Source organism: Salinispora cortesiana (assembly GCF_000484695.1).
GTDB lineage: Bacteria > Actinomycetota > Actinomycetes > Mycobacteriales > Micromonosporaceae > Micromonospora > Micromonospora cortesiana.
This window is the reverse complement of the sequence record NZ_AXVR01000004.1, coordinates 159357-167317: the sequence shown is the minus strand read 5'-3', so window position 1 is coordinate 167317 and position 7961 is coordinate 159357. Positions and strand designations below refer to the sequence as shown.

6 protein-coding genes are annotated in these 7961 nt (G+C 67.4%); 1 reads left to right on the top strand and 5 read right to left on the bottom strand.

Annotated elements, in window-relative coordinates:
• Positions 1-87 precede the first annotated feature (87 nt).
• The 3 genes from K228_RS0103990 to K228_RS0103980 form a co-directional block, all read right to left on the bottom strand.
• On the bottom strand, positions 88-1494 hold the full coding sequence (locus tag K228_RS0103990) for a class II 3-deoxy-7-phosphoheptulonate synthase (RefSeq protein WP_025617247.1): 1407 nt from the start codon (positions 1492-1494) through the stop codon (positions 88-90).
• A 125-nt stretch (positions 1495-1619) separates the two neighbouring features.
• The gene (locus K228_RS0103985) at positions 1620-2108 is read right to left on the bottom strand and encodes a hypothetical protein (RefSeq protein WP_025617246.1); all 489 of its coding nucleotides are present in this window, start codon (positions 2106-2108) and stop codon (positions 1620-1622) included.
• A 143-nt stretch (positions 2109-2251) separates the two neighbouring features.
• Positions 2252-3874 carry a glycosyl hydrolase family 18 protein gene (locus K228_RS0103980; protein ID WP_025617245.1) on the bottom strand — a complete coding sequence of 541 codons (1623 nt, stop codon included), beginning with the start codon at positions 3872-3874 and terminating at the stop codon, positions 2252-2254.
• A 755-nt stretch (positions 3875-4629) separates the two neighbouring features.
• On the opposite strand from K228_RS0103980, the gene K228_RS0103975 reads away from it, so the two are divergent.
• Positions 4630-5646, top strand: a complete 1017-nt coding sequence (locus K228_RS0103975) for a LacI family DNA-binding transcriptional regulator (RefSeq protein WP_025617244.1) — start codon at positions 4630-4632, stop codon at positions 5644-5646.
• Between the two features lie 77 nt (positions 5647-5723).
• Here K228_RS0103975 and K228_RS0103970 read toward each other — a convergent pair whose 3' ends face one another.
• Both K228_RS0103970 and K228_RS0103965 read right to left on the bottom strand, forming a co-directional pair.
• A complete protein-coding gene (locus K228_RS0103970; protein ID WP_025617243.1) occupies positions 5724-6686 on the bottom strand; it encodes a carbohydrate kinase family protein in 963 nt (320 codons plus the stop codon).
• Positions 6683-7960, bottom strand: a complete 1278-nt coding sequence (locus tag K228_RS0103965) for an AGE family epimerase/isomerase (protein WP_025617242.1) — start codon at positions 7958-7960, stop codon at positions 6683-6685. Before K228_RS0103965 ends, K228_RS0103970 begins: the two co-directional genes overlap by 4 nt.
• Position 7961 lies beyond the last annotated feature (1 nt).

The following is a 7961-nucleotide window of genomic DNA, read 5'->3' as shown; positions in this document are numbered from 1 at the left end:
TGCGGGGCTCGCAAGCTCACTCCTCGCGTCAGCCACAATCATCCCCACCGGCCGCCGACTGCGGGGCTCGCAAGCTCACTCCTCGCGTCAGCCACGGAGCATCTCGGCTACCAGGAACGCCAACTCCAGCGACTGTTGGGTGTTCAGTCGCGGGTCGCAGGCAGTCTCGTACCGGTCGGGCAGATCGACATCGCCGATGCCCTGGGCACCGCCGAGGCACTCGGTGACATCTTCACCAGTCAGCTCGACGTGTAGCCCGCCGGGGTGGGTTTCCAGGCCACGGTGCACCTCGAAGTAGCCCAGCACCTCGTCTACGATCCGGTCGAAGTGCCGGGTCTTGTAGCCGTTGGACGACTCGTGGGTGTTGCCGTGCATCGGGTCACACTGCCACACCACCTTGGCGCCGGCGGCGGAGACCTTGGCGACGAGCGACGGCAGGACATCGCGGACCCGATGGTTGCCCATCCGGCTGACCAGGGTCAACCGTCCTGGAACATTATTCGGGTTGAGCTTCTCGCACAGCTCGATGACGTCGTCCGGCTTCGTGGTCGGGCCGAGCTTCACTCCAATCGGGTTCGCGATCCGGGAGATGAAGTCAATATGCGCCCCGTCGAGCTGCCGGGTACGCTCGCCCACCCAGAGCAGGTGCCCAGAGAGCCCGTACGCTCGGCTGTCGGAAACACGGGTCAACGCCCGGTCATACTCCAAGGCCAGCGCCTCGTGGGAACAGTAGAGGGTGACGGTCCGTAACGCCTCGTCCTCGGTCATCCCGCAGGCCTGGATGAAGGCCAGCGCCCGGTCAATCTCCCGGGCGATCGCCTCGTACCGCTCACCGGCCGGCGAGTTCCGCACGAAGCCCTTGTTCCAGTCGTGCACCGCGTGCAGGTCCGCCAGCCCCCCAGCAAGGTAGGCACGGAGCATATTCATCGCGGCGGCGGAGTTCGCGTACGCCCGGATCATCCGTTGCGGGTCGGCAACCCGCGCCTCCGGCGTCGCGTCCAAGGAGTTGATCATGTCGCCTCGGTAGGCCGGTAGGCCACGCGCGTCGGTCGGCAGCGACCGGGGCTTGGTGTACTGACCGGCCACCCGGGCGACCTTGACCACCGGCAACGAGGCACCGTAGGTGAGCACGATCGCCATCTGCAGCAAGGTACGGGCGTTGGCGAGCAGGTGGCTCTCGGTGTTGTCGGCGAAGGTCTCCGCACAGTCCCCGCCCTGGAGCAGGAACGCCTTGCCCTCGCAGACCAGTGCGAGTTGGCGCTGCAACTGGTCGACCTCGTACGGGGCCACGACCGACGGGACGTTCTCCAACACCTTGCAAACCTCGGCGACCTGGGCACCGTCTGGCCAAGGCGGAGTCTGGGCACGCGGCAGGTCCCGCCAACGGTCCAGGCCGAGGGCAGCGTCCTCGGCGGAATCGATGGTCGGCCGGCTGGTCTGCAGCACCGGACTACCGACAGCGGGATGGCTCAGCTGATGCCACTCATGGCGCATGGCAGAAAGCCTACGGCGACGGATCCGGCACCAAACCCGCGAGGGGGGCCGTTCCGGCAGGTGAGAGATCCGTCACTGACGTCGAACTGAATCGGGCGCAGAGTGCCGGCCGCGGGACAGTCGGATCAGGGGGCTTCGGTCGGCTCGGGAGTAGCGGTCGCGGCGGGCGCCGTACTGCCGGGTGTCTCACTGGCGATACACCAGTCGGCCCCGTCCCGGGTGACCGTGAACAGCAGCGGGCGGACCAGTTCCTCCGCGTCGGTGGTCACCGACACCGTCGCGCTGACCTCCTCGCCCCGCGGACCGGGCCCGACCTCGGTGATCTGCGCCTGCGACACCTCAAAGTGGTCAGCGAAGTCGCCGCTCGGTCCGGTGGCGACGGCGTCGAACGCCGGATGCATCACGGCGCAGAACTGGCTGCGCCCGGCAGCCACGTCCTTGGCCGCTACCGCATCAAGGTACGCCTGCACCCGCTCCCGCGCCTTGGTCGCGCTCTCGACCGCGGGCGCCTGCTCGGCGGACTCCGCCGGCTCGTCCGCGCCGCAACCGAGGAGGGTCACCAGCAAACTCCCGCCAAGCACGCCGAGCCCCAGCCTCCGGTACGCCGTACGCATGCCACCTCCGAACGCCATGGATTCCGACCGTCGACCGGCGAGTCTGTCACACCGGCCGGAGTGCCGGTCCACCCGACACGGGCGGGGAAGGGGCGATCCGTGACCCCTCCCCCGCCCGTGTCGATCGCGCGTTGGTCGGGGCGCTAGCCGAGACCGCTCTCGATGGCGCTGATCAACTCCCCGTCGGTCGTGTCGCCGGAGAGCTCCCAGAAGAACGCGCCACCGAGGCCCTCGTTCTTCGCGTAGATCATCTTGCCGCCGATGGTGGCCGGGGTGTCATAGCTCCACCAGTTGTTGCCGCACTTGGCGTACGCCGTGCCGCCGACCGTCCCGGTTACCGGACAGGTGTTCTTCAGGACCTTGTAGTCATCGAAGCCCGGCTCGTAGGTGCCGGGAGCGGCTCCGGTGGCGCTACCACCCGGGGCGGCCTGGGTGACACCGGTCCACCCTCGACCGTAGAAGCCGATGCCGAGCAGCAGCTTGTCGGCCGAAACCCCCTTACTCTTGAGTTTCTGGATCGTCGCATCGGACCAGAAGCCCTGCTGCGGAATGCCGGAGTACGAGTAGAGCGGCGAGTGCGGGGCGGTCGGACCCTGCGGGCTGAAGGCGCCGAAGTAGTCGTAGGTCATCGCCATGATCCAGTCAAGGTTGGGCGCCGCGCCGGCGTAGTCGGCAGCATCGATCCGGCCACCGTTGCTGGCGTCACCGGTGATCGCGGCGGTGACCAGAGCCGACGGACCAAACCGGGAACGCAGCGCGTCCACCACGTTCTTGAACGCGGCTGGCCCGCTGGAGTCGCAGGTGAGACCACAGGCGTTCGGGTATTCCCAGTCGATGTCGATGCCGTCGAAGACATCCGCCCAGCGCGGATCCTCAACCAGGTTGTAGCAGCTCTCGGCGAACGCGGCCGGGTTCTGCGCCGCCTGGGTGAACCCGCCGGACCAGGTCCAGCCGCCGAACGACCAGATCACCTTGAGATGCGGGTACATTGCCTTGAGCTTGCGCAGTTGGTTGAAGCTGCCCCGCAACGGCTGGTCCCAGGTGTCGGCGACGCCATCCACGCTGTCTGCTGCGGTGTAGGCCTTCTCGTAGTCGGCGTAGCTGTCGCCGATCCCGCAGCGCCCACCGGCGGTCTTGCCGAAGGCGTACATGATGTGGGTCAACTTCGCCGCCGAGCCGCTGGTGTGAATGTTCTTCACGTGATAGTTGCGGGCGTAGACGCCCCACTGCGCGAAGTAGCCAACGACCTTGTGGTCACCACTGGGCGGTGCGGTAGTCGGCGGGGCGGTCGTCGGGGGCGGCGTGGTCGGCGGCGCGGTCGTCGGAGGGGACGTGGTCGGGGGTGACGTGGTCGGCGGAGCGGATCCGCCGGAGCAGGGAGCACCGTTGATAGTGCAGTTCATTGGCGCCTGATAGGGGCCGGTCCCGTTGTACCCCCAGCGGAAGCTGGCACCTGGGACGAGTGGCCCGGCCCAACTCTTCTTGGTCGCGACGTAGTGGTTGCCGGTGCGGGTGACGTCGGCGTCCCAGAAAACGCCGATGCTGGCCCCGGCAGGAAGATCGAACTCGATCTGCCAGGTGCTCAGCGAATCATTCGAGCCATTGGTGACCGTCACCTTCGCCTCGTGGCCAGTCCCCCAGTCCTGCACCTGGTCGAACGTGGCGGTGACGCTTCCGGCACCGTACGCCGAGGCCATCGGGACTGCCGCGACCGCCAGCACGACTACGACACTGGCCCAGAGGGCCCGGCGAAGTGATCTCTTCATGTAACACCCCTCAAACAGTTAGGAAACTTTTTTAATGATGAAGAGACGTTACTTACAGGCCGCAAATTCGTCAAGAAGTTCACACATCGCAACGGAACACTCTGGATAACACAGACGAACCGACTATCCGCCTATTGATCATAATCCCGGCACAAACACGGAACAGATATTGTCATAAATAAAGATATATGACTGAAAAACACTTTTACTCCAGATACACCCGCTCCGAAGTAGGCTCCCCCGGAAACACATGCCGTAGACCGCCCGACACGCCACACCTCGTACACCGAGACTGGTGGCGCTCACCGGCCTGACCGGAAAGCAGGACCCGACAACCTTCATCGGCTACGGCCATGTTGGACGCACCGGAACGACGAGCAGTTCGGGCTACCGACAGTCGCGCATCTCGGGGGTGCCTGCGGAGCGGCCCGAAGGCACCCCCGGCGCAGCCGGACGTACCCCGCCACCGGCCAAATTCCAACAGTGACGGCCCGCAGGACCCGCCTTCCCACACCCACAGGGAGCCCTTTCGCGGGTACGCTGCAGTTTGGTTCGCAGTGGAGTGACTGGTAAAGTCCAGTTATCTGGATGGTTATTCATGACGGTCACGGTCGTCGCGGTGGTCAGGTGGTCAGGTTGCTCGCGTGGCCCACCGGAAGGCCGAAACACAGTTTCCGGCCCATGCGCGGCTCGACCCAGCGGAACACTTTCGGGCTAGCCCGCCGATCCGCGACACGGGCCGACAAGGACGGCGCATGCTGCATCACCCGGCCAAACTGCCCCCGCCTCGACGGCCCACGATGGTGGATGTCGCCCGACGTGCCGGCGTGAGTCTCAAGACCGTCTCCCGCGTGGTCAACAACGAGCCAGCCGTCGGCCCCGAACTTGCCGGACGAGTAATGACCGCCATCGCCGAGTTGGGCTTCCGGCGCAACGGCATCGCCCGCAATCTCCGATCCCGGCAGCTCAGCGCGACGATCGGCCTACTCATCGAAGAAATCGCCAACCCGTTCTATGCGACGGTCGCGGGTGTCGCGGCGGAGATCGCGGCGGCACATCAGACACTGCTGATCACCGCCTCTTCGGAGGAGGATCCGGACCGCGAACGCACACTGTTGCTGGAGCTGGTTCAGCGCCGGGTGGACGGCCTACTCGTGGTTCCGGCCGGAACAGACCACTCCTTTCTTCGGCGGGAGGTGGAAATGGGCCTTCCGGCGGTGTTTCTCGACCGGCCACCAGGGCAACTCCTCGCCGATGTGGTCCTCCTGGACAATCAAGGCGGAAGTCGCACCGGAATCCGCTCACTACTCGACGCGGGGCACCGACGGATCGGCATATTGCTGGGTTCCTTGAACGTATACACAATGCGTGAGCGTCTGGCCGGCGTACAGGCCGAGTTGTCGGGTTCCGGTATCCCGTACGACGAGGCGTTGGTACGGAGTGGAATAGAGGGACCCGAGCAGGCCAGCCGGGCGGTGGCCGACATGTTCGGCCTCGCCGACCAGCCGACCGCCTTCTTCTGTGCCAACAACCGCCTCACCCTCGGGGCGCTCCAGGAGCTTCATGGCCGAGGCAGCGACGCGGCGTTGGTCGGTTTCGACGATTTTGAACTGTCCCATCTGATGCCCCGACCGTTTACCGTTATCGCCTACGACCAACGTGAACTGGCACGGATCGCGACGGAACAGCTGTTCGAACGCATCGGTGGGGACCGGTCGTGGCCGTCGACCTCGGTCCTGCCGACGCAGCTGGTCCGACGGGGCCTGAACTGACGCCGGCCCCCCGCCCGGGCCCCGCCGAGCACCACCCGGTGGCCCGGCCGACGCTCCCGCCGGCCGGACCCAGATCGCTACTCTGGCCTCAAGGGGAACACCGCGACGGCATCGGCGAGCGTGGGTGGATCGGCCCCCCGCCGGCCGCAGGTGAGCGCGGCGATGGTGCTGGCCTGCTGCAGCCCCTGGCGCCACTGACTCGGGGTGACGGCCGCGAGACGGGCACCGGGCTGGTCGCCGAGCGCATCGAAGTCTGCGAGAGCGGCGAGCAGGCCGCCGGTGAACGAATCGCCCGCACCGACGGTATCGACCACCTCACCCCGCCGTGCTGACTGTCGGTACATCACCCCGTCCGGTGCCAGCAGACAACTGCCGGCAGCGCCGCGCGTCACCACTGCGCAGGCCACCCCGGCGGCCCGCCACTCGGCCATGACCTGCTCGATGGTGCGGTCCGGGTAGAGCCAGTCAAGGTCCTCCTCGCTCGCCTTGACGATGTGCGCGGAGCGCACCTGTCGCTCGACCCGGCGCTGCTCCCCGACGCGGTCGGGGACGATGGAGGGGCGCAGGTTGAGATCGATCGACAGGGTGAGCGCTCCGCGGCCTCGTTCCCGGACGAAGAGCTCCTCCACGACCGCCGCGCCCGGTGCCAGGGCAAGTGCCAGTGAGCCGGAGTGCAGGGCGGTAAGCCCGGTGTCGGCGAAGCTCGGTAGCTCGGCCGGGGTCCACTGCCAGTCGGCGGTCCCGGCCAGGTAGGACTGGTAGGTGGCCTGACCGGAGCCGTCAAGTGTGGCGACCACCAGCGAGGTTGACTCGACTGCAGAAACCGCCCAGGTCAGATCGACACCGTTGGCGCGCAGGTGGTCCCGGATCTGCTGGCCGAAGCCGTCACCACCGAGCCGGGCGAGCAGTCGGACCGGCTGCTCGAGCCGGGCCAGGGTGAGTGCGACATTCGCGGGTGAGCCGCCGGGCACGGCGCGGTAGCTACCGGCCGTGTCCTCCGCGACCAGGTCGACCAGCGCCTCGCCAACAACCGCGATCACCGGCCCACCTCCACCTGATCCGTCCCCACAGGGGTGTAGAGACCCGCGAGGCTCGGCTTGATCGGTGACTGGGACAGCAGGACGGCCTGGTACGCGTGGTAGACGTCGGGGCGGCCCGACCAGACCCGGTTCGCCGGCTGGTTCAGCTCGTCCAGCTCGTGGTGCCACTCTCCGGTCTTCTCGTCAATGAGGTGGCGAACCGCGTAGTCCCAGAAGGTCTGGTACCAGTGCTCGTAGTAGCTGTCGCCGGTGCGCCGCCACAGCGTCGCCGCCGCCCCGATCGCCTCGGCCAGCACCCAGTGCATGCGGGATCGAACCACCGGCCGGTCCGACCAGTCGAGGGTGTAGACAAATCCATCCGCCCCGTCAACCGACCAGCCATGAGTGACCGCCGCGACGAAGAGCGCACGCGCGTCATCGAGCAGCCATTGGGGCGGCGCGACGAGCGCGGTCTCGAGGTGCAGCAACAGTCGCGCCCACTCCAGCCAGTGGCCGATGGTGGACCCGTACGGCCGGAAGGGGTCCGCAGGCTGGTGGAGGTTGTAGTCCAGCTGCACCTCCCAGTCGGCGGTGAAGTGCTCGGGCAGTCGCCAGTCGTGTCGGGCGGCCACATCGTGCACCAGGTGCTCGCAGATCGCGAGCGCGCGTTGCGCCCAGCGACGGTCCCCGGTGACCTCACCGACGGCCAGGAACGCCTCGACCATGTGCATGCTGCTGTTCGCACCGCGGTAGGACTCCAGCTCGGAGAAGTCCCGGCTCCACGACTCCCTGGTGCGACCGGCGGTCTCGTCCCAGAACCGGTCGCCAACCACCGCGATCGCCTCGGCCAGGAGTTGGTCGGCACCGGGCCGGCCGGCCCGGGTCGCGCTGCTCGCGGCCAGTAGGACAAAGGCGTGCTCGTACGCGGACTTCCGGTCGGTGACCGGCTCCCCATCCAGCTGCACGGCGCTGAACCAACCACCGTGCTGCGCGTCCCGCAGGGTACTGCGCAGCGTGGTGACGCCGTGGTCAACCGCGTCGGCGGTGTCGGGCGTCTGTTGCAGGTGCGCCAGGGCGAAGACGTGGGTCATCCGGCAGGCGATCCAGGTGTGTAGCGGCTGGCGTGGGTCGGGTTCGCCCCGTTCGCCCAACCACCAGAACCCTCCCTCGGGCCGAACCGAGGTGCGGGCGGCGCGCAGCAGCGCGGCACGCTGGTTGGCGAGGAGTTGCTGATGGGCGGTGTCCGGAATCAGGCCGGTTGGCGTCGACCGCCGGCTGGAGAGACGTTCGGTCATG